The sequence below is a fragment of the Kribbella sp. NBC_01505 genome, from assembly GCF_045040285.1.
Taxonomy (GTDB): domain Bacteria; phylum Actinomycetota; class Actinomycetes; order Propionibacteriales; family Kribbellaceae; genus Kribbella.
The window spans coordinates 4,975,057-4,993,341 of the sequence record NZ_CP109425.1; the positions used below are offsets into that span (position 1 = coordinate 4,975,057).

The 18,285-nt window shown below is 67.8% G+C and carries 20 protein-coding genes; 9 read left to right on the forward strand and 11 right to left on the reverse strand.

Going from position 1 to position 18,285, the window contains the following annotated elements:
* Positions 1-10: 10 nt before the first annotated feature.
* Positions 11-865 carry a helix-turn-helix domain-containing protein gene (locus tag OG474_RS23580; protein ID WP_405055714.1) on the reverse strand — a complete coding sequence of 285 codons (855 nt, stop codon included), beginning with the start codon at positions 863-865 and terminating at the stop codon, positions 11-13.
* Positions 862-2,808: a M13 family metallopeptidase gene (locus OG474_RS23585; RefSeq protein ID WP_405055715.1), complete on the reverse strand. Its 1,947-nt coding sequence runs from the start codon at positions 2,806-2,808 to the stop codon at positions 862-864. Before OG474_RS23585 ends, OG474_RS23580 begins: the two co-directional genes overlap by 4 nt.
* A 128-nt stretch (positions 2,809-2,936) precedes the next feature.
* Here OG474_RS23585 and OG474_RS23590 point away from each other — a divergent pair, with 128 nt between their 5' ends.
* Positions 2,937-3,938: an SMP-30/gluconolactonase/LRE family protein gene (locus OG474_RS23590; RefSeq protein ID WP_405055716.1), complete on the forward strand. Its 1,002-nt coding sequence runs from the start codon at positions 2,937-2,939 to the stop codon at positions 3,936-3,938.
* Between the two features lie 6 nt (positions 3,939-3,944).
* Here OG474_RS23590 and OG474_RS23595 read toward each other — a convergent pair whose 3' ends face one another.
* Both OG474_RS23595 and OG474_RS23600 read right to left on the reverse strand, forming a co-directional pair.
* Positions 3,945-4,238: an HU family DNA-binding protein gene (locus OG474_RS23595; protein WP_405055717.1), complete on the reverse strand. Its 294-nt coding sequence runs from the start codon at positions 4,236-4,238 to the stop codon at positions 3,945-3,947.
* Positions 4,239-4,332: 94 nt separating this feature from the next.
* Positions 4,333-5,112 (reverse strand): phytanoyl-CoA dioxygenase family protein, encoded by a 780-nt coding sequence (locus OG474_RS23600; protein ID WP_405055718.1) that lies wholly within the window; start codon positions 5,110-5,112, stop codon positions 4,333-4,335.
* Between OG474_RS23600 and OG474_RS23605 the strand changes: the two genes are divergently transcribed.
* The 5 genes from OG474_RS23605 to OG474_RS23625 all read left to right on the forward strand — a co-directional run bounded on the left by OG474_RS23605 (position 5,103) and on the right by OG474_RS23625 (position 8,634).
* The gene (locus OG474_RS23605) at positions 5,103-5,987 is read left to right on the forward strand and encodes a helix-turn-helix domain-containing protein (RefSeq protein WP_405055719.1); all 885 of its coding nucleotides are present in this window, start codon (positions 5,103-5,105) and stop codon (positions 5,985-5,987) included. The two genes, OG474_RS23600 and OG474_RS23605, sit on opposite strands and share 10 nt — an antisense overlap.
* Before the next feature lie 82 nt (positions 5,988-6,069).
* A complete protein-coding gene (locus OG474_RS23610) occupies positions 6,070-7,080 on the forward strand; it encodes an LCP family protein (RefSeq protein WP_405055720.1) in 1,011 nt (336 codons plus the stop codon).
* A gap of 4 nt (positions 7,081-7,084) precedes the next feature.
* Positions 7,085-7,657 carry a DUF1990 family protein gene (locus OG474_RS23615; RefSeq protein WP_405055721.1) on the forward strand — a complete coding sequence of 191 codons (573 nt, stop codon included), beginning with the start codon at positions 7,085-7,087 and terminating at the stop codon, positions 7,655-7,657.
* A gap of 120 nt (positions 7,658-7,777) precedes the next feature.
* A complete protein-coding gene (locus OG474_RS23620) occupies positions 7,778-8,395 on the forward strand; it encodes a nucleotidyltransferase domain-containing protein (protein ID WP_405055722.1) in 618 nt (205 codons plus the stop codon).
* On the forward strand, positions 8,392-8,634 hold the full coding sequence (locus OG474_RS23625; protein ID WP_405055723.1) for a hypothetical protein: 243 nt from the start codon (positions 8,392-8,394) through the stop codon (positions 8,632-8,634). The genes OG474_RS23620 and OG474_RS23625 overlap by 4 nt, the downstream gene beginning before the upstream one ends.
* Here OG474_RS23625 and OG474_RS23630 read toward each other — a convergent pair whose 3' ends face one another.
* The 6 genes from OG474_RS23630 to OG474_RS23655 all read right to left on the reverse strand — a co-directional run bounded on the left by OG474_RS23630 (position 8,635) and on the right by OG474_RS23655 (position 15,847).
* Entirely contained in the window at positions 8,635-10,200 is a 1,566-nt protein-coding gene (locus OG474_RS23630) for an alpha/beta hydrolase (protein ID WP_405055724.1), read from the reverse strand.
* A 111-nt stretch (positions 10,201-10,311) separates the two neighbouring features.
* Positions 10,312-10,629, reverse strand: a complete 318-nt coding sequence (locus tag OG474_RS23635; protein WP_405055725.1) for a hypothetical protein — start codon at positions 10,627-10,629, stop codon at positions 10,312-10,314.
* An 8-nt stretch (positions 10,630-10,637) separates the two neighbouring features.
* The gene (locus tag OG474_RS23640; protein WP_405055726.1) at positions 10,638-12,062 is read right to left on the reverse strand and encodes an FGGY family carbohydrate kinase; all 1,425 of its coding nucleotides are present in this window, start codon (positions 12,060-12,062) and stop codon (positions 10,638-10,640) included.
* The gene (locus OG474_RS23645; RefSeq protein WP_405055727.1) at positions 12,049-13,446 is read right to left on the reverse strand and encodes a trehalose-6-phosphate synthase; all 1,398 of its coding nucleotides are present in this window, start codon (positions 13,444-13,446) and stop codon (positions 12,049-12,051) included. The genes OG474_RS23640 and OG474_RS23645 overlap by 14 nt, the downstream gene beginning before the upstream one ends.
* Before the next feature lie 8 nt (positions 13,447-13,454).
* A complete protein-coding gene (locus OG474_RS23650) occupies positions 13,455-14,453 on the reverse strand; it encodes a Gfo/Idh/MocA family protein (RefSeq protein ID WP_405055728.1) in 999 nt (332 codons plus the stop codon).
* The gene (locus OG474_RS23655; RefSeq protein WP_405055729.1) at positions 14,444-15,847 is read right to left on the reverse strand and encodes an amidase; all 1,404 of its coding nucleotides are present in this window, start codon (positions 15,845-15,847) and stop codon (positions 14,444-14,446) included. Before OG474_RS23655 ends, OG474_RS23650 begins: the two co-directional genes overlap by 10 nt.
* A gap of 236 nt (positions 15,848-16,083) precedes the next feature.
* Here OG474_RS23655 and OG474_RS23660 point away from each other — a divergent pair, with 236 nt between their 5' ends.
* The 3 genes from OG474_RS23660 to otsB are packed head-to-tail and all read left to right on the forward strand — an operon-like array spanning position 16,084 to position 17,848.
* Entirely contained in the window at positions 16,084-16,392 is a 309-nt protein-coding gene (locus OG474_RS23660; protein WP_405055730.1) for a DUF3263 domain-containing protein, read from the forward strand.
* 2 nt (positions 16,393-16,394) lie between these two features.
* Positions 16,395-17,018 (forward strand): LytR C-terminal domain-containing protein, encoded by a 624-nt coding sequence (locus tag OG474_RS23665; protein WP_405055731.1) that lies wholly within the window; start codon positions 16,395-16,397, stop codon positions 17,016-17,018.
* Entirely contained in the window at positions 17,015-17,848 is an 834-nt protein-coding gene (otsB, locus tag OG474_RS23670) for a trehalose-phosphatase (protein WP_405055732.1), read from the forward strand. The genes OG474_RS23665 and otsB overlap by 4 nt, the downstream gene beginning before the upstream one ends.
* Here the strand turns inward: otsB and OG474_RS23675 are convergent.
* Positions 17,814-18,281 (reverse strand): hypothetical protein, encoded by a 468-nt coding sequence (locus OG474_RS23675; RefSeq protein ID WP_405055733.1) that lies wholly within the window; start codon positions 18,279-18,281, stop codon positions 17,814-17,816. The genes otsB and OG474_RS23675 overlap by 35 nt on opposite strands.
* Between the last annotated feature and the right edge of the window lie 4 nt (positions 18,282-18,285).

Genomic DNA, 18,285 nt, shown 5'->3' on the forward strand with positions numbered 1-18,285 from the left:
GTCTCCACGATCAACCCGGAACGGAACTCCATCCAGACAGCGTCAGTACCAGGCTGAGCCGGGAGGCGTCCTCGGACCCGGGCTCCGCGGTCAGCACGGTGACATACAGCTCGCTGTCGGGAGCGGTGAGGATGTCGCTGTCGACGGCGATGCTGCCGAGCTCGTCGTGCTCGATGATCTTGCGGATCGTCCGGTGCCTCGGCACGTCGCCGCTGTCCCAGGACCTCGCGAACCCGTCGAACCGCTCGCGCAGCTCCTGGCACATCGCCGCCAGGTCGGTCTCACCCGGATACCGATCGACGGTACGGCGGAGGTCGCAGGCGAGGTCGTGCTCGAACTCGGCCAGTGTGTCGGGTGGAAGCGACATCCCGGTCAGCAGCCCGGTGAAGTGCCGCCAGGCGAAGTTCCGCTCCCGCCCGCTCGAGGCGGCCGCCGGATCACCGAGAAGCGCCGCCCACAAGGGATTCCAGTACACGGTCTCCCAGGAGGACGTGCAGACCGCGATCGGCACGGAGTCGCCCAGCCGATCCACCAGCCGCCGCACACCAGGGGTGATGTGCCGCGGCATCAGCCCACTCTCGGGTGTCGACAGCCCGGCCAACCGATACAGGTGATCGAGCTCGAACGGCGACAACCCCAGCGCTCGGGCCATAGCCGACACCACCTGCGGTGAGGGATGCCGCGTCCGGCCCTGCTCCAGCCGTACGACGTACTCCGGGGAGACGCCGGCGAGCGTGGCCAGCTCCTCCCGGCGCAGACCGGGAGTCCGCCGCCGAGCAGTCCCCGGCAGCCCGACCTCCTCGGGCCGAACCCGCTCGCGCCAGGCGCGCAGATTCCGCCCGAGAGGACCTGGATCGGCTGTCACCAGATGCGCACCCGGTCTTCGGGCGCCAGCCACAAGGCGTCGCCGTCCGCCGTGTCGAAGGTGTCGTGGAAAGCGTCGATGTTCCGCACGACTGCGTTGCAGCGGAACTCCGGCGGCGAGTGCGGGTCGATCGTCAGCCGGCGAGCGGCCTCCTCGGGACGGGTCTTGGTCGCCCAGGCGTAGGCCCAGGCCGCGAAGAACCGCTCCGCCCCCGACTTGCCGTCGATCACCGGCGGCTCGGCGCCGTCGAGCGAGAGCCGGTAGGCGGCGTAGGCGATGGACAGGCCACCGAGGTCGCCGATGTTCTCGCCGAGGGTGAGCTTGCCGTTGACGAACTGGCCCGGGGTCTCGGCCGGCGAGAGTGCGTCGTACTGCGCGACGAGCTTGTCGGTGCGCTGCTCGAAGGCGGCCCGGTCCTCGTCGGTCCACCAGTCGTTCAGGTTGCCGTCGGCGTCGTAGCGCGAGCCCTGGTCGTCGAAGCCGTGGCCGATCTCGTGCCCGATCACCGCGCCGATCGCGCCGTAGTTGGTCGCGTCGTCGGCGTCGAGGTCGAAGAACGGCGGCTGCAGGATCCCGGCCGGGAAGACGATCTCGTTCTGCCGCGGGTTGTAGTAGGCGTTGACGGTCTGCGGCGTCATCTTCCACTCGTCGCGGTCCACCGGAGTCCCGAGCTTGGCCAGCTCGCGCGCCGTCTCGACCGCCACCGATCGGCGCAGGTTGCCGAACAGGTCGGACGGGTCGATCTCGAGGGCGCTGTAGTCCTTCCACTTGTCCGGGTAGCCGATCTTCGGCACGAAGGTGCCCAGCTTGTCGAGCGCCCGGCGGCGGGTCTCCGGACCCATCCAGTCCAGCGCTTCGATCCGCTGGCGGTAGGCCTCGACCAGATTCGCGACGAGTTCGACCATGCGGGACTTGGCGGCCGGCGGGAAGTGCTCGGAGACATACAGCTGGCCGAGCGCCTCACCGAGCGCCGACTCGACCGTGCCGAGCCCACGCTTCCACCGGTCGCGCAGCTCCGGCGCACCGGTCAGGGTCTTGCCGTAGAAGGCGAAGTTCTCCTCGACGAAGGCCTTGCTGAGCAGGGGCGCGGCCGAGTGCACGATCTGCCAGCCCAGCCACTCCTTCCACTGTGCCAGGTCGATCTCCTGCAGAGCGGCAGCGGCCGCGGTCAGGAAGTCGGGCTCGCGCACGACGACCTGCTCGAAGGCGCTCTCCGGCACGCCGGCCCCGGCCAGCCAGCCGGACCAGTCGAGACCGGAGGTGAGCTTCTCCAGCCCGGCCCGGTCGAGCTTGTTGTAGGTCTGGGTGACGTCGCGGTCCTTCACCCGGTCCCAGTGGTGCGCGGCCAGCCGCGTCTCCAGCTCCAGGATCCGCTCCGCGGCCCCGGCCGGGTCGGGCCGGCCGGCCAGCTCGAGCATCCGGGCGACGTGGGCGACGAACGCCGTCCGCTTCTCGGCGAAGCTGTCCTCGCGGTAGTACGACTCGTCGGGCAGGCTCAGGCCGCCCTGCATCACGTACACGACGTACTGGTCGGACTTCTTGGCGTCCGAGTCGACCCAGACGCGGAAGACGCCCGAGACACCCTCCAGCTCGAGCTTGCCCAGGACCTCGACCAGCTCGGCGGTGTCGGTGACGCCGTCGGCGAGCGCGAGCTGGCCGGCGATCGGCTCCGCGCCCAGCCGCTCGATGGTCTCCTCGTCCAGGAAGCTGCTGTAGAGGTCGGCGATCTTCCGCGGCTCGCTGCCCTCGGGATGATCAGCGGCGACGGTTTTCTCCACGATCGCGCGGACATCCTGCTCCGCGGTGTCCCACAGCGCGTGGAAGGCACCGTAGATGGCCTTGTCGGCCGGAATATCGTTCGCGGCCAGCCAGCCGGCGTTCACGTACTGGTAGAGGTCGTCCTGCGGCCGCGCCGGACTCGAGCTCTCGATGTCTGCTGTCATCCCTGCCCCAAAGTTCTCGTGTCGAGTTGCTGACAGTGAACATACCCGTTGCCCAGGACCGATTCTGAACTTTCCACAGGCCGATCCCGTTGTCCTGAGCGAGACCCCTGAATCAGGAGGACCCGCCCATGTCACACCTCGTTCGCCGGCTGGCACTACTCGCCGGCGTGCCCGCTCTGCTCTTCGGCCTGGCCAGCGCGCCGGCCGCCTCCGCGACACCCCAGCCCGTGCATCAGCCCACCAGTTTCCCGGACCGGATCGAGCTCCCGGCCGGCTTCCAGCCCGAGGGCATCGCGATCGCCCGCGGCACGGCCTACTTCGGCTCCCGTGCGAACGGCGACATCTACGCCGCCGACCTGCGGAGCGGGACCGGGAAGGTGCTCAGCGCCGGACCCGGTACCGGCTCGCTCGGGATGAAGATCGACGCCAAGGGCCGCCTGTTCGTGGCCGGTGCGGCCGGCGGAAACGGCCGCGTGATCGACACCCGGAGCGGCCGGGTGCTCGCGAGCTACACCTTCACCACGGCCACGCCGACCTTCGTGAACGACGTCATCCTGAGCAAGGACGCGGCCTGGTTCACCGACTCGCAGCAGCCGGTCTTCTACAAGGTTCCGCTCGGCCGGAACGGCAAGCTGCCGGCGAAGGCCGAGACCATCCCGCTCAGCGGCGACTACCAGCACCTGCCCGGCAACAACGCCAACGGCATCTCGCTGACGCCGGACGGCCGCGCGCTGATCATGGTCCAGTCGTCGACCGGCTTCCTGCTCCGTGTCGGCCCGCGTACCGGTGTGGCCCGCAAGATCGATCTCGGCGGCGCACTGATGACGAACGGTGACGGCCTGCTGCTGAGCGGCAAGACCCTGTACGTCGTCCAGAACCGGCTGAACAAGATCGCCGTGGTCGGTCTGGACGCGGCCGGGACGAAGGGCTCGGTGCTGCGCGAGATCACCAGCACCGACTTCGACGTACCGACCACGGCAGCGGCCTTCGGGGACCGGCTCTACCTTCCGAACGCCAGGTTCAGCACTCCGCCGACCGCGACCACGCCGTACTGGGTGACCGCGGTGCCGGCGAAGGTGAAGCACTCGGCCGACGACGGGGAGTGCGACCCGATCAGGTTCTTGAAGTAAGGCAGGTCAGGAGATCGTCCGGAGGTTGCCGCGCGCGGCAGCCTTCAGACGGCTCCCGCAGGACAGCCGGACGGAGTAGCCGGCCGGGATCGACAGCGGCTCACCGGTCTGCGGGTTGCGGCCGGTGCGCGGTGCGCGCAGGACCCGCTCGATGCTCAGGAGGCCGGTCAGGGAGACCTTGTCGCCCTTGTGCACGGCCTCGGTGACCACGTCACCGAGCGCGTCGAGGACCCGCTCGGCCTGGTTGCGCGGAATGCCCGCCTTGTCCGCCACCCCGGCGACCAACTCGTTGCGGTTCACGGTTCTCCTCACACGACTCGACTGATTCAGGTTCGTCCGGAACCTTAACCGAAATGATTGTCGTTAGCGAGAAGAAGTCCGGATATCGGTCGAATTACAAGCCGTCGCGGTCATTCCAGTGCGCTTGCCAGCGGGTGTCGATGGGGTCCTCGGCCCGCTGGTAGCGGATGTCCGTTGAGAGCCGCATCACGTCCGAGACGTTGTCCAGCGCCGCGTGGACGGTGTGGGCGGTATGGATGACCACGTCGCCGGCCGCGTAGTCGGTCACCAGCCAGTTGGCGTCGTACTGCTCGGCCAGAGCGGGCAGGTCGGCAGTGATCGAGGCTGCGGGCCGCTTCAGGGTGCCTGCTGCCTCCTCGGCGAGCACTCGGTGGTGGCTGCGCTCCAGATAGGTCAGACCGCCCCGGCTGACCGGGCAGTCGCCCAGCGGGATCCACGCGGACAGCACCTGGTCGCTACCGCCGCGCAGGTAGAGCAGGTCGTAGTGAGCCTGGGTGGCTGTCCCGATGCCGTTCTCGCCCGGAGCGGTCTGCCGGATGATCTTCCGCCGGTGCAGGAACGGCTCTCCGCCCAGGAACCACTCGAACCACCCCTTCAGCCGCGCACAGAAGGCCGCGTACTCAGGTCCAGGCACGATCTGCTCGAACAGCGCCTGTCGGTACGACGCTCTGTCGGTGGCCGTGCCGGTCAGGTTGAAGTAGTACTCCCGGAAGTCCAGCACGTCCTGCGGATCCAGGAGCCCGCGGAGCAGCAGATACCCGTCTCGCTGCAACCGCTCCCGCAGCACCGGCAGGTCGGTCCGCTCCAGATCCGGTACGGCGGCCAGTTCGCTGAGCCGTCGTTCGTCCAGCACATACCCATTGGATGTCAGCACATCGACAATTCCACCTGCTGGGCCAGTCGATCGGAATGGACACCGAGGAGTACTTCTTGGACTCTTGTGCCATGCCGAACTGGGCTACTTACCTCACTCCTGGGCCTGCCGAGCAACAACTTGGACTCTTCTGCCTCGGCGTAGGCGAGCAGGTCAACGCGGTCCGACCAGCGCCGGAGCGTGCGCTGGGGTGTCACGCGTTGGTGTGGGTCAAGGAGGGCAGCGGGCAGCTTCTGCACGGCGCGGACCGCCAGCTGTTTGACGTGCAAGCACCGGCAATGCTCTGGCTCTACCCCGGCGTACTGCACGGCTACCGGCCCGCCACCCGATGGCGGCAGTCCTGGGTGCTTTTCGGCGGTACGGCGACCGCGGGGCTCGCTGCACTCGGCCATCTGGACCAGCGCCGACCAGTGAGCCGGTACGCCGATTCCAGGCCGGTCGACCGGGCATTCAGCCGGCTGCTGCGAGTCGCTTCCGCGCACAACGCCGTACAGACTGCAGGTGCGTTGTATGACGTCTTGGGGGCGGCTGCGCCAGCAACTGGCGACGGAGTGGCTGAGCGGCTCGCCGGGCTTGCCTGTGTGGTCGCCTCCGTTCAGGACTATGCCGCGGAGCTGGGACTCACAGTGAAAGAGCTACGCGAGGCAGTCCGACGTGAGGCCGGGGTGACACCGCAGGAGCTCGTGCTGCGGACCAGGCTGAGTACGGCGAAGGCGCTGCTCGCGGAGGAGGAGCTGTCGGTGGCGGCTGTGGCGCGGCGGGTCGGGTATGAGGACCCGGCGTACTTCAGCAGGCTGTTCACAGCGCGTACCGGGGAGTCACCGCGCGCGTTCCGGCGGTCTGGTTCGTTTCCGGGGCCGATTTCCTCCTTCTGAAGGAGGCGGTATCGACTTTCAGACCGCTAGATTCGTTCACTGGAGTGACGTCTGCGGGGCTCGGCACCGATAGCGTTCAGGCATGAGTCAACCGCAGCCCATGGACCCGCGATTCGCGGGCCGCCCGAAGAAGCGGAAGAACTGGTTCGTGAGGACCATCGGCCTGCTGATCCTGGCGTTCGTGCTGATGCTCGTCACCGTCCCGCTCTACGCGTGGAGCCGGATCGACAAGGTCGAGGCCTTCCCGACCGGCAAACGGCCGACGGACACGCCCGGAACGACCTATCTGATGGTCGGCTCGGACGCTCGGTCAGGTTTGAGCCGGGCCGAGCGGGCACGGCTGCACACCGGCAAGGACACCGGTCCGCGGACCGACTCGATCATGATCATGCACGTCCCGGAATCTGGCCCGACCGTGCTGATCAGCGTCCCGCGGGACACCGTGGTCGACATCCCCGGCTTCACCAACAAGCAGAAGGTGAACACCGCCTTCAGTGCCGGCAAGGGGCAGCCGTCGTTGCTGATCCGGACGCTGGAGAACCGGACCGGTCTGCGCATCGACCACTACGTCGAGGTCGGCTTCGGTGGCTTCGCGTCGATCATCGACAGTGTCGGCGGGATCAACATGTGCTTGCCGAAGGCAATGAAGGACGCGGAGGCGCACATCGATCTGAAGGCCGGCTGCCAGGATCTGGACGGCGTGAAGGCCCTTGGGTACGTGCGCTCGCGGCACGCGGACGGCAAGAACGACTTCGGCCGCGTCGAGCGGCAGCGGCAGATGGTCGGCGCGGTCGCGAAGAAGGCCGGCTCGCCGTCGACGTTCCTGAACCCGGTCCGGTACTACAACGTCGCGACCAAGGGCGTGGACGCGCTGACCGTGGACCAGGACATGAGCCTGTTCGACTTCATCCGGTTCGTGCGTGGCATGCGGGCGATCTCGGGCAAGGACGGGGTCACGCTGACGGTGCCGATCGGTGACGACAGTGTGCGGCTCAAGGACGGCAGCCTCGGTGTCGCTTGGAACGAGTCCCAGGCACAGGCGTTGTTCAAGGCACTCAAGAACGACAACACCAGCGGTCTGAAGAGCAGCTGACCTGATGCGGCTCGACGACCTGCCCCAACTGCACTTCACGTACGACGTGGTCGGTTCCACCCGGTTCGACAAGACTCCGCCCGGTTACCACCGGCTGGAGCACCGGGCCCGGCTCGGCGAAGGGGACGAAGTGTTCCGGCGGGCAGGCGAGGCGTTACTGGGTTGGCGGATGCACAGGCTCGCCGGACTGCCGTTCACCGCGGACAGTCCGGCAGCGATCGGAGTGAACGCGCTGGGGCGGCTCGGGCCCGGCATGGTGCTCGGCTGGTTGCGGACCGCCGTACCGATCGGGCTGGTAGGGCTGGCGATTCCGTGCCGGGTGGTGTGGATCGTCGACGAGCCGGACCGGGTCGGGTTCGCCTACGGGACGCTGCAGGGACACCCGGAGTCCGGCGAGGAGTCCTTCGTCGTGACCCGGGAGTCCGACGGCATCTACTTCACCGTGACTGCCTACAGCCGTGCGGCGGCCTGGTTCGCCCGGCTGGGCGGACCGGCCACGCGCACGCTCCAGGGCCTAGCGGCTAAGCGTTACGCCAACGCACTCCGGCTCCTCGCCACCCGGTCGTCGCTCCACTAGCGACGCGCCGAACGCGTCCGTACCATACTGGGGATGATCACACTATAGTGCGGACTCCGGTACTATAGTGTGCGAGTCCCCAGTTAAGTGTCAGGAGGCGACGTGGACCTGTCGCGGCCGATGAGTACCGTAATCCCCACCCTGGACGGTCCGGTGCTGGCGGTGCTCGCTCGAACGAGCCAGCCATTGACGGGTCGGCGAGTTCATCAGCTCGCTGAGGTCGGCAGCGAGTCCGGAACGCGAAGGGTCCTGACGCGACTGGCTGAGACGGGCCTCGTCACAGCGACGCGCATCGGACCGGTTCTTCAGTACGTGCTGAACCGCGAGCATCTCGCCGCCGCGGCGGTACTCGAACTCTCCATGCTGAGGGGCCGGCTGATCTCGCGTCTGAAGGACGCGATCGAGCACTGGGAAGAGCCGGTGATTCACGCCAGCGTCTTCGGCTCGGCGGCACGCGGCGATGGCGACCTCGACAGCGACATCGACCTACTTGTTGTGCACGGATCTGCCGAAGAGTCCGAAGGACTCGCCGATGAGATCGCCGCCCTCGGAGAGCGCGTCCGCGGTTGGACCGGCAACTACCTGCAGACCTACGCGATCAGCGCCGATGAACTGGCGAATCATCTCCGAGCCGGCGACCCCATGGTGAACAAGTGGCTCCGCGACTGCATCACTGTCTACGGTTCCGACTTCCGTCGGCTCCGAACTGAGGTCAGCAGGGACGTGATGGACGAGTGACCCCACAGAAGAGCCGAACCCAGGACTGCAACCGTGCACAAGCTCGAGTTCGCCTGAACCAGGCCCGCGAATTCCTCGACGTCGCCGAGGTCGTCGGCGACGTCGAGAGCGGCCTGGCCACCGAGCACGTCGCAGCAGCTCTCGCAGTCCTGGCTGGCATCGCAGCAGCCGACGCGGCTTGTTGCACCCCGCTCGGGTATCTCGTCGATGGCGCGGCGAAACTCCTTGCGCAGGATTGATCAGCGCTCCAGAAGCGACGCCTTGTCAATAGATGCCTTCAGTGCAGCCGGAGTCGGTACGGGCAGGGCGTGACCGGGGATCGACGTGTCACCCGCCGGCAGTTCGCCGGTGAGCAGGTACTTCGTGCCGATGTCGTTCGCTGCTGTGTTCACCAGCGCGCGCGAGTTGCTGAAGACGCAGTGCTTGCCGGAGTCCCGCTCAGTCACCAGGACCGAGCTCCGCAACACCTTGTGCAGCTTCAGGGCACCGGCGTACGGCGTGGCCGGGTCGCCGATCGTGTTGAACATCAGGATGCCGGGCAGACCCTTGCCGGAGACGTGAACCGGGGTGTGGTTCGGCACGGGCCAGTCCCGGCAGGCGCTGCCGTTGAGCCAGATGTTGTCCCACGCGAACTGCGAGACCTTCGCGAGCCGGGCAGCGTCCCGCTCGTAGCGAGCCTTGCTCACCGGCCAGAACGAGTCGACGCAGATCACTGCGTTGAAGAGCGCGGTGGACTGCTCGCCCTCCGCGCTGGTGTCCGGCGCGGCGAAGTCGACCAGTGCGCTGTCGTCACCGCCGACCACGTAGGTGCTGAGTGTTCGGGTGAAAGCGATCCAGGCCGACTCCGAGTACATCACGACGGCAGCGGTGGCGATCAGTTCGTGACTGCCGACGACACCGTGCGGTGTGGTGCGGAAGTCCGCCAGGGTCTTGTCCCAGTGCGCACGGACCTCGTTGCCGGTGCTCCCGAGGTGAAAGACCGCGTCGTACTTGGCCACCCAGCCGAGGTAGCTGTCGAACCGCTTCTGGAACGACTCCGCCTGAGCCAGTCCGCTCTGGTACCAGACGTCCGCCGGTGTCGGATCGATGTTGCCGTCCAGGATCATCCGGCCGACCCGCTGCGGGAAGAGGGCGGTGTACACCGAGCCCAGGTAGGTGCCGTAGGAGAATCCGACGTAGTTGAGCTTCTGCTCGCCCAGTGCGCCGCGGATCCGGTCCATGTCCCGAGCGACGTTGTCGGTGCCGAGGTGAGGCAGCAGTGCGCCGACTTTCTCGCCGCAACCATCGGCGTAGCCGCTCCAGAGGTTCCACAGCGCGTTACGGCTGGCCGGCGACTCCGCATCGGGTTGCGGAGTCGGGAAGTACGTCGGCTCCGCGCAGCTGATCGGCGCACTGTGCGCCACACCGCGTGGGTCGAACCCGATCACGTCATACGCATCCAGTACGGCGGGCTGCAGCCGGGTGAAGCCGGTGCCGTCGGGGCGGGTGAGTGATCCGGCGTACGCCGCGCCGGCGCCGCTCGGGCCGCCCGGGTTCACCAGGAGAGCACCCAGCCGCTTGGACGGGTCCTTCGCGGCATGTTTGGTCACGAGCAGCGGCAGAGTCGCGCCGTACGGGCGCTTGTAGTCGATCGGCACCTGCAAGGTGGCGCAGGTCAGGGCGGGGAAGGGCTGGGCGATGTCGGCCGGGCAGGCGCCGAAGACGAGTGGGCTCGGCGGATGTCCGGACGGGGCTGCGACTGCTGGTGCGGCCGGCGCGACCAGTGCGAGTGTCGCTGCGAGAACGATGGGAAGGCGGAAACGCATCGAAGTACCCCCTTGAGCGTTGTGACCCGCCAATCTAACGGCGTGCACGGACACATGCAGGGCCTGTCCGCTTCGTGCCGGACGGTCTGCACGAAAGGGCGAACGGTCTGCTCAGAGCAGTTCGCGGAGCGCGGAGACCGGGTCGGGGGCGCCGCGCAGGCGCACGCCACGGGGGAGGAGCGTCACCGAACCGTCGGTCCGACGGATGGCGATCCTTGCCTGCTCATAGATCAGGACGAGCTCGAAGAGGACCGCGTTGTACGAGTCCAGGGCGACCCGGTCGTTCCAACGCGGTTTGCCGAACTCCTGGACCAGCCAATTCATGATCTTCTGCCGGGGGATCGTCGCTCCGAGCTGACCCCAGGTGTAGATCACCACGAAAGACTTGGCTGCCAGCTCGACCGGATCGGCGGCGAGAAGTCGATCCACCTCGCTGCTCACAAGGCGCCTGCGGCCTGGACGGCCAGGGCTCGGAGGGACTCGTAGCGGGGGCGGAGCGCGGCGACGCGGGTGACGTCGTCGGGGGCGGGATCGAGGTGTTCGCCACCGGGCTGAGGCGAAAGATCGAGGGCTACTGCGGCGGCACCGCGGGCGCCGACCTCAGGCTCGGCACAGACGTCGGTGGGGCGGGCGAAGGTGGCGGTGAGACAGCGCCGCCACCAGGCTGAGGCGTCGATACCGCCGCCGCCGAGGACGACGGACAGTTCGTGACCGAACAGCGCATCCAACATGCGCAGTCCTCGATCGATCTCCAGCGAAATCCCTTGCAGGGAAGCAGCCAGCAGCGTTTCGGCGGTGTCGTCGAAGGACAGCCCGAAGTAGACTCCGGAGCCACCTGGGACGGTGGCAGGCGGCCGAGTGCCGGCTTGGAACGGTACGGCGATCACCTGGGCCGCACCGATCTCCACGGTGGTCGGTTCATCGTGTTCGAGCCGCAGCACGTTGGTGAGCCACGCATGCATGTTTCCGGCGGCGGAGAACGCCATACCGGTCACTGCGTGCTTGTCGTCGACCCGATACCGCCAGAGGTCCCACGGCAGTTCGGGCGCGTTGTCGATCGGGTGCACGACCCGCACCGCGGCCGACGTACCGACTGTGACGGCAGCTGTGGTCTGGTCGTACGCACCGGTGCCGACATTCGACGCTGCGCCATCACCAGTCGGCGGATGCACCGGTACGCCGACCAGTCCGGGCCAGCGCCGTGCGTACTCGTCCGAGAGGCGACCGGTCCACCCGGTCGGGACGATCGGCGGCAGGCGGTCGGCCTTCACACCGGCGATCTCCAGGGCCTCTTCGTCGTACTCACCGGTGGCTAGGTTGAGTGTGCCGGTGCCGGAAGCAACAGAGACCGACGTGACGCGCTCACCGGTCAGTCGCTCGATCACGAGGTCGGGAAGGCCTGCGAAGCTTGCAGGGCTCGTTTCACTCAGCAGCCAAGGGATGCGGCGCGGCCAGTAGAGCCGGTGCAGCCAACTGCCGGTGCGCGCGTGGAACGCCTTCTCGTCGAACGACGACCCCAGATCCAGGTCGATGGAGCGCGTGTCTGCCCAGCTGATCACTGGAGTCAGAGCGCTGCCCTGAGTATCCAGAGCGACGATCGAGTGCCACTGCGTGGACACAACGATCGCCTGGATGTCTTCGAGGTGACCGTTCTGCTCGAGCTCGTCCAGGCAGCCCAGCAGACCCTCGACATACTCGTGCAGGTCCAGAACCGCGGACCCGTCCGCGCCGTACGTCGGACTGATCTTGTGCCGGGCCAGTGCGCCCGGGACCGGGGACGCGTCCGCCGCGGACAGGACCAGTGCGCGGGCGGACGACGTACCGAGGTCGAGTGCGAGGAGCCGGCCTTCAGTCCTCGTCATGGAGGGCCTTGAGGAAGTTCGCGGCCCATAGGTTCACGTCGTGTGCTGCGAGGTGTTTGCGCATCGCCTTCATCCGGCGGCCGAGCTGGCGGTCGTCGGTGTTCATGGCGTCGACGATGGTGTCCTTCATGCCGTTGATGTCGTGCGGGTTCACCAGGAAGGCCTGGCGGAACTCGTCGGCCGCACCGGCGAACTCACTCAGCACCAGGGCGCCGGTGTCGTCGTACCGGGTCGCGACGTACTCCTTGGCCACCAGGTTCATGCCGTCGCGCAGCGGGGTCACCACGGCGACATCGGCGGCCCGGAACAGCGCTGCCATCTCGGTCCGCGAGTACGACGTGTGCAGGTAGTTGATGGCCGGTGTGCCGATCCGGCCGTGCTCACCGTTGATCCGGCCGACCAGGAGCTCGATCTCGTCGCGCAGCATGCGATACTGCTCCACGCGCTCGCGGGACGGCGTCGCGACCTGCACGAAGACCGCATCGTCGACAGAGACCCGCTGCTCGTCCAGGAGCTCACCAAAAGCGCGCATGCGCTGGCGGATGCCCTTGGTGTAGTCGAGCCGGTCGACCCCGAGCAGGATGTGCGCCGGGTTGCCGACCTCGTCGCGGATCTCCCGGGCACGCTGCTCGGTCTCCGGCTTGCGGGCCAGCTCCTCCAGCTCGCCGACGTCGATCGAGATCGGGAACGCCTTGGCGCGGACCACCCGGTCGTCCGGCAGGTGGATGCGGTCGCCACGGGTCCGCAGGCCCATCCGGTTGCGGGCGAGCCGGGCGAAGTTGGAGGCGGCACCAGGACGCTGGAAACCGACCAGGTCCGCGCCCATCAGCCCGTCGAGGATCTGCCGGCGCCATGGCATCTGGGCGAACAGCTCGGTGGGCGGGAACGGGATGTGCAGGAAGAACCCGATCCGGACGTCCGGACGCAACCTCCGCAGCATCGCGGGCACCAGCTGCAGCTGGTAGTCGTGCACCCAGACGTCAGCGCCGTCGTCGGCGGCCTCTGCGGCCGCCTCGGCGAACCGGCGGTTCACAGCGACGTAGGACTCCCACCACTCGCGGTGGAACTCCGGTGCGACGATCACATCGTGGTAGAGCGGCCAGAGCGTCGCATTCGAGAAGCCCTCGTAGTAGAGCTCCACATCCTCGGCCGTGAGCATCACCGGGACCAGATGCATCCCGTCGTTGTCGAACGGGTCCACCTTCTCGTCGGCACTGCCCGTCCAGCCGATCCACGCGCCTTCGTGGGCCTGCATCACCGGGTGCAGCGCGGTCACCAGACCGCCTGGGCTGCGGCGCCACGCCGTACTGCCGTCGGGCATCTCGATTCGGTCGACAGGCAGCCGGTTGGCCACCACTACGAAGGAACTTCGTCCGTCGGGCATGGTGTTGTTCATCCAGTCAGGTCGTCGTCGTCACCGGGGTAACGGACCCCGATCTGGTTCCGCGTCTCGTCGAGCAGCTCAAGGATCTCGAGAGTCCCGGCATGCGGTAGTGACGGCACCTCGATCTGTCCGTCCCGCAGCGCACGCATCACGTCGGCGGCCTCATAGTGGTACCCAAGCCCATGCGCCGGTACGTCGATCCGCTCGGCCCCAGCGGCTGTGTGGCGGACGTAGTACTCGGGGTGATGGAAGCGGTGTGGCACCTGCAGACTGCCGTCCGGGCCGCTGACAGACGCGACCCACGGGTTCTGCGACTTCAGACCGCAGGTGAGGGCAGCCACCGCGCCGGAGTCGTAGCGCCAGGCCATGGCGACGTTCAGGTCGATGTTGTCCTCGTTGAGGGACGCCACCGCCTTCACCTCGGCAGGGCGGCCCAGCGCCATGTAGGCGAACGTCATGGGGTAGATGCCGCCGTCCATCAGCGAGCCGCCACCCAGCGCCGGGTCCAGCAGGCGTGCGGGCAGCGATGGCTTGTGGAAGGCGAAGTCAGCCACGACCTGCTGGGGCTCACCGATCACTCCGGTCGCCAGATCGGCGAACAGGGCCTGGATGACCGGATTGGTGCGCATCCACATCGCTTCGGCGAACAGTGTGTTGTGTTCGGTGGCGACCGCGATCAGATCGCGGGCCTGTGGCGCTGTCAGGGTCACCGGCTTCTCACACAGCACCGCGATCCCGGCCTGCAACGCAGTCCGGGCGATCGCGTAGTGCTGTGGATGCGGAGTGCCGATGTAGATCACGTCGACGGTGCCGGACTCGATCAGCCTGCGGTAGTCGTCGTACGCGTGCTCGATGCCGTGCTCGGCGGCGAACCTGTCGGCACTGTCCTGGGAGCGCGAGGCGACAGCGGTCGCGACCGCGTCGTCCAGCAGCTTCAGGTCACGCGTGAACGACGTGGAGATGTTGCCAGTAGCAACGATGCCCCATCTGACACGATCTACACCCACTGTGCGAACTCCGGTGTCGGGAACGGTCCATCTGCCTTGATTCTGGCGGTTTCGAAGGCGTGAGCCAAGCGAATGAGCGTGGCGTCACTCCCGCCGGTCCCGCTGAACGTGATGCCGACCGGTAGCCCGGAGACCAGCCCGGAGGGCACCGAGAGCAGCGGATAGCCCGCCAGTGCGGCATGTGAGGACGAGCCGCCCAGCACGTTGTCACCGTTCACCAGGTCGATGCTCCAGGCCGGCGAGTACGACGGGCTGACCAGAGCGTCGAGCTGGTTGTCCCTCAGCAGGTTGTCGATGCCGTCGCGGCCTGCGTTCAGCGCACTGAGCCGGGCGGAGACGTAGACGGCCGAGTCCAGCCCCTCGGTGGCTGCGGCCCGCTCGAACAGCTCCTGGCCGAACCACTGCAGCTCCACGTCCGCATGCGCCCGGTTGTAGGCGATGAGGTCGTCCAGCGTCTTGGGACCGCCCGGAGCGCGAGTGGCCAGGTACGCCGCCATGTCGACCTTCATCTCGTGCGCCAGGACGTGGAGCTGGTCCTGATCACCACCTGGGGTCGGAAGCGAGAGGTGGTCGACCAGAGTGGCGCCGCAGCGACTCAGGATCTCCAGGGCCTGCTCGGTCACCTGGTCCAGACCGAGCGAGTAGCCCCAGAGCGGACCACGCGGTACGCCGATGCGCACGTCGCTGAGGTCGTCACCGCGACAGTGCTCGGTGTAGTCGGTCCCGCCGCCGGTGAGCACGTTGAGCAGGGCTGCGGACTGCATGACCGTCCTGGTCATCGGACCGGCGGTGTCCTGCGAGTGCGAGATCGGGACGATGCCCTGCTGCGGGATGAGACCCACTGTGGGCTTCAGACCGACAATGCCGCTCAGAGCGGCCGGACAGACGATCGAACCGTTGGTTTCGGTGCCGATGGCGAAATCGGCCAGCCCCGCCGCCACTGCGACCCCGGAACCGCTGGACGAGCCGCCGGGGGACCGGTTCAGCGCATACGGGTTCCGCGTCAGGCCGCCGTACCCGCTCCAGCCGGAGCAGGACGCGGAGCCGCGGAAGTTCGCCCACTCGCTCAGATTGGTCTTGCCGAGGATCACACAGCCTGCCGCGCGTAGTCGCTGGATCACGAGCGCGTCCTGCGGGGGCGGTGGTTGCTCGGCGAGCGCCAGTGACCCGGCGGTGGTCGCCAGGCCGGCGGTGTCGATGTTGTCCTTCACCAGGACGGGGACTCCGTGCAGCGGTCCACGGACGCGACCTTGGTCACGCTCCGTGTCGAGCTGAGCGGCGTCAGTGAGAGCGGCGGGGTTGGGCGTGCAGATGGCGTTGACCAGCGGGTCCACCTCACGGCTCCTGGCCTGCAGCTCTTCCACCAGCGCTTGGCTGGAAACAGTTGAGCTCACCCTCTGATCCTGCCAGAGTTACCCCTGCCCGGCCGCCCGCACGACACGCTCCGTGTCGTTCAAGGGCCTCGTGACGGACATGACTTGGCGCTTGCGTCGCCCAGGCACGCACCTGGACACCGCAATCACTCAAGCCACGCCCGCCACGAGGCCCATGGTGAATGACATTGCTGTTGTTCGGCACGTACAGTGGAGCGCGGACGGACGATCACCGACCGCACAGGAGTCAGCAGCAGATGGACAGCGCCAACGCCAGCTCTTCCGAGCCCGCCGAAGCCGCGTCGCCAGTGGTTGCCGGGCTTTCCGAGCGTGACGGACAGATCCTCGCTTTCGAGCGCCACTGGTGGAAGTACGCCGGGGCCAAGGAGCAGGCGATCCGCGACCAGTTCCAGATGTCGGCGACCCGGTACTACCAGGTCCTGAACGCGCTGATCGACAAGTCCGAGGCCCTCGCGCACGACCCGCTGCTGGTGAAGCGCCTGCGCCGGCTGCGCGCCGCCCGCCAGCGCGCCCGCTCCGCACGTCGACTGGGTATCGAGGTCTGACGATGTCCCGACCCACGGGCGACAAGGGTCAAGTGCTCTCGTCCCTGGTCGCTGTGATCGCCGTCGTCGCCGTCGTCGGCGGACTGCTGGTGCTGTTCGGGACGCGCGGGCACGAGAGCAGCGCGGACGAGCCGAAGGGCACGAGTACGCCGAAGCCGTCGGCCAAGCCGTCCGGTGGACCGTCGACGATCGTGGCCAGCGTGCCGCCCCGCAAACCGACCACAGCGCCGACCACGGCTCCCACTACTGCGCCGACTACTGCTCCCACGACGGCTCCTACGACGGTGCCTTCAACCGGGCCTTCGACTGAGCCGAGCGCGCCGGTCACCAACCCGACGACTATTCCGACCGCTGAGCGGCCGGCCGCCGAGGTGTACAACAACACCGCGCGCAAGGGCCTGGCCGACCAGGTGGCCGGGCGGGCACGGCAAGCCGGCTGGACTGTCTCCGGTGTGGACAACTGGCACGGCAAAGTCGTCGAAAGCACGGTTTACTACCCGCCGAGCATGGTCCAGGCGGCCAACCAGCTGGCCCGCGACCTCGGGGTCGCCCGGACGAAGCCGGCTCTGGACAACATGAAGATGGATCGCCTGACCGTGATCCTGACCTCGGACTACACCGGATGAGTACGCCGGTCATCCAGACCGATCTCGGCCACGCCGGATGGCAGGCGATCGTCGCCGATCCGGCCAGTGCTGTGATCGCCTCCGATTTCGACGGCACCCTGTCCCCGCTCGTCGAGGACCCGGCCCGCGCCCGGCCCGCCGACGGCGCGCTCGACGCACTGGCCCGGCTGGCCCGCTCAGTCCGTCAGGTTGCCATCGTCACCGGCCGCCCCGCACTGGTCGCCACGGAGCTGACCGGCGTTACTGGACACCCCGGTCTCGGCAGCCTCGTCGTACTGGGTCACTACGGCCTGGAGCAGTGGGAAGCGTCCACCGGCAAGATCACCAGCGACCCGGTCCCGGCCGGGGTCGCTGTGGCGCGCGAGCGGCTGCCTGAGCTGCTGAGCGTCGCAGGCGTGCCAGACGCCTTCGTGGAGGACAAAGAGAGCTCGCTGGCCGTCCACACCCGCCGGCTGACCGATCCGGCCGGAGCCTTCGATCGACTCCGTACGCCGCTCACCGAGCTGGCGGATGCGACCGAGCTCCGTCTGGAGCCTGGGAACCTGGTCCTGGAGCTCCGTCCGCCCGGAATCGACAAGGGCGTCGCGCTGCGCCGTCTCCTTGAGTCCACCGGTGCACGGTCCGTCCTCTACGCCGGTGACGACCTAGGTGACCTGGCCGCCTTCCGAGCCATCGAAGAACAGCGCAGGACCGGGCTGAGCGCCGTACTGCTCGCCACTCGGTCCTCTGGGGCGACCGAGCTGATCGAAGCCGCCGACATCGTGGTCGACGACCCCACCGGTGTGGTGACCGTCCTCACGGCCCTTTCGGACGCGATCGCAGCGCGCTGACTGCCTGCGTCACCGTCCGTCCGATCGGCTGCACCGGGTGCTCGACGTACCCACCGTCTTTCAGACTGGCCATCCGCTCGAACGGGTTCCGCGACGCCGGACACCCGGTCAGCAACCACGAGACGATGACGCCGACGACGTACAGGGGCAGCATCGGCAACCCCAGCAGGCAGAAGTACTGCCACGAGTGCCGCTCCTCGTGCTTCACCAGCAGCTCGCTGCCGAAGTAGCTCACGTCGTGCTTGCTCAGCACCACGTTCCCGATCGTGAACGCGCCCGCCACCGGAAACCCCAACCGGTACCCGTTCGCGAAGAACAACCCCCGCGGCCCCCGGCTCACCTTCGCGCGCCCGATCCCCGCCACCACGAACCCGGCCAGCGTCGACAGGTTCACAAAGTTCCCCACCAACTTCACCCACTGCCACCCGGTCATACGC

Excerpts from the sequence above, each read along its gene's own strand:
- OG474_RS23675 (WP_405055733.1), bottom strand. The coding sequence starts at position 18,281 with ATGACCGGGTGGCAGTGGGTGAAGTTGGTGGGGAACTTTGTGAACCTG.
- OG474_RS23615 (WP_405055721.1), top strand. The coding sequence starts at position 7,085 with ATGCGGCTCGACGACCTGCCCCAACTGCACTTCACGTACGACGTGGTC.
- OG474_RS23610 (WP_405055720.1), top strand. The coding sequence starts at position 6,070 with ATGAGTCAACCGCAGCCCATGGACCCGCGATTCGCGGGCCGCCCGAAG.
- OG474_RS23640 (WP_405055726.1), bottom strand. The coding sequence starts at position 12,062 with ATGACGAGGACTGAAGGCCGGCTCCTCGCACTCGACCTCGGTACGTCG.
- OG474_RS23645 (WP_405055727.1), bottom strand. The coding sequence starts at position 13,446 with ATGCCCGACGGACGAAGTTCCTTCGTAGTGGTGGCCAACCGGCTGCCT.
- OG474_RS23660 (WP_405055730.1), top strand. The coding sequence starts at position 16,084 with ATGGACAGCGCCAACGCCAGCTCTTCCGAGCCCGCCGAAGCCGCGTCG.
- OG474_RS23590 (WP_405055716.1), top strand. The coding sequence starts at position 2,937 with ATGTCACACCTCGTTCGCCGGCTGGCACTACTCGCCGGCGTGCCCGCT.
- OG474_RS23605 (WP_405055719.1), top strand. The coding sequence starts at position 5,103 with ATGTCAGCACATCGACAATTCCACCTGCTGGGCCAGTCGATCGGAATG.
- OG474_RS23620 (WP_405055722.1), top strand. The coding sequence starts at position 7,778 with ATGAGTACCGTAATCCCCACCCTGGACGGTCCGGTGCTGGCGGTGCTC.
- OG474_RS23630 (WP_405055724.1), bottom strand. The coding sequence starts at position 10,200 with ATGCGTTTCCGCCTTCCCATCGTTCTCGCAGCGACACTCGCACTGGTC.
- OG474_RS23585 (WP_405055715.1), bottom strand. The coding sequence starts at position 2,808 with ATGACAGCAGACATCGAGAGCTCGAGTCCGGCGCGGCCGCAGGACGAC.
- otsB (WP_405055732.1), top strand. The coding sequence starts at position 17,015 with ATGAGTACGCCGGTCATCCAGACCGATCTCGGCCACGCCGGATGGCAG.
- OG474_RS23665 (WP_405055731.1), top strand. The coding sequence starts at position 16,395 with ATGTCCCGACCCACGGGCGACAAGGGTCAAGTGCTCTCGTCCCTGGTC.